This window comes from Anaerobiospirillum succiniciproducens DSM 6400 (assembly GCF_000482845.1).
Taxonomy (GTDB): Bacteria; Pseudomonadota; Gammaproteobacteria; order Enterobacterales; family Succinivibrionaceae; genus Anaerobiospirillum; species Anaerobiospirillum succiniciproducens.
On sequence record NZ_AXWV01000133.1, the window covers coordinates 1 to 2216 of the forward strand.

1 protein-coding gene is annotated in these 2216 nt (G+C 41.1%); it reads left to right on the forward strand.

The window, feature by feature from the left end; translation table 11 throughout:
* Window positions 1-179: 179 nt before the first annotated feature.
* Window positions 180-2123 (forward strand): IS1634 family transposase, encoded by a 1944-nt coding sequence (locus H524_RS15755; RefSeq protein ID WP_425387390.1) that lies wholly within the window; start codon window positions 180-182, stop codon window positions 2121-2123.
* Window positions 2124-2216 lie beyond the last annotated feature (93 nt).

Consider the following 2216-nt stretch of genomic DNA (forward strand, 5'->3'; position numbering starts at 1 on the left):
ATGATTCCCTTCCAGATGATGTAAGACAGGCATATGAAGATAGTCGTGCTCGCAAACTACTAACTTCACAGCTTGAGAAGACCTGTCGAAATGAAATCCTTACTGGGGCAGTTAGGGCAGCAGTAGCTGATACATCCGATGATAAAGAAAACACTACAGATGAGCCTAAGTGCGGCGATCTGCCAAAGCTAAACAGTGTTTTTTCCCTTCGCTATGGACATCTTGCACTTAAGCCTCTTTGGGAAGACGAGCTTGGTTTGAAATACAAAATAGGCTACTTGCAGAAGGCCTACACAGACATTGACTCATGGAGTCTAAATGACCTGATTTTCTATCTGAGCTGCGTCAAGATCATTTGCCCGCAGTCATACCTGCAGTCAAGCAACAATAGAAGTGACTTCATTTACTGTCCATGGAGTGATGTGAATCAGGACAACTTTTATCGTGCTTTGGATTTTGTTTATGATCACAAAGACGAGTTGCTTAAACATGCTGTAAAAACCCATATTAAGCGCAGAGGAAAAGGCATTCGATTGGCTTTCTTTGACTGCACTAACACATGGTTTGAGACCCCTTATGACGATGTTACATGGCGTGCAATTAGGTTTGCTCAAAAGACTCGTGAGGAATTAGAGAAGCGCGGTGCAACCACTGATGAAATAAATGACTTCATGGAAAGCTTAGAGTATCAACAGGCTCTTCAAGAAGAGCTTGAGTTATGGGAAAGCTCTGATATAAGAATGAGGGGCATGTCTAAAGAGGGTCGCTTTGCACAGCCATTAATCTCAATTGCACTTGCTATTGATGAAGAGGGATTCCCAATTGATTGCCGTATTTTCGCAGGCAATATCTCTGAGATTCATCTGGTTGAACCGACACTCAATAGTCTTCAAGAAAAGTATGGAATCAAGGATTTCTACTTTGTTGCAGATCGAGGCATCAATGGAACTGAAGTATTAAGCAAGGTTCAAGAGAAGAATATCGGTTTTGTTGTAGCTCAGAAAGTATCTCAGCAAAAAGAAGAAGTACGCAGCGAGATGCTTGATTTAGAGGGATACGTAAATTATCTGCCTGGAGATGATGGCGCATTTGTATCAAATGCTGGCACAAAAGAGCTTGATGTTGATGCACCGCGATTAAAGGTTTGTGACTACATCAAAACAACACGTGTCAAAGAATCCGTCGATCCTCAGACAGGAAAAGCTAAGTCTCGTACGGTTAAGGTGAAATGCAAGATTGTTTACACGTTCAGTCCTCAACGTAGAGCAAGAGACCTTGCTCAGTTAGAGGAAATGAAGAAGAAAGCCAACAAAGCTATTAGCGAAAGGGCACTTATTGGCTCAACTCAAAGCGGATGGCGATCTATTGTAGAGACGAAACGATCCCAAGCTACATCAAAAGCACATGGCAAATCAGCTGCAAGCAAAGAAGAGAAAGAAAACTATAGAGCCATTGGCTTAAAACATGATGTAATCAAGAACAAAGAAGAGTTTGCTGGCTATGCTGCAGTTATTTTCGATCATCCACAAAATGAAGATTTTGAAAAGTTATCTGATGTAGAAGTTCTAGATACTTACCATAAGTTAGTAGGCATTGAAGAGAATTTTAGAGCTATGAAGAGCAGCTTTAGTATAAGGCCAATGCACGTAAGACTTCATCAAAGGATTGAGGCTCACTGCTACCTTTGTGTGTTTGCGCTTATGATGCTGAGAATTATGCAGGGCAGGCTTTTGGAACAGGGCATCAGAATGTCATCTCAACGTATTTGTGATGCGCTTGCTGATGCTAAGGTGGTTGCTGCTGCATTAGATAAGCACAATATTTACTTCACCAATGTTAGAAGCAACTCAGGCTTTTATGCGCCAGAAAACACCGGTAAAGGGCGGTTAGAAGAAGGCCTTAACGACTTAGTTGTAAAACAAGAAGTGTTTAATAATTTTGTACAGAACAAAAGATTAATGAGAGGCGATACACAAGCTGTGTTAGATGCTGCTGGACTTGGAGAAGTGCCCATGCATGTAAGTCTTAAGGAGCTAAAACGAATTCTTAAGATAAACCCTTATCCAGATAGCAAGGTACTTTCGTATGAGCACTACGAGATGATGAAGTTTGCAAGAAATTGACAGATTTCACACCCCCTATAAGATAAAAATAAAAAAAGGCCTTAACCCCTTGTAGGATAAGGCTTTTCTTATAGTTTAGGTGCTAAACTCAGG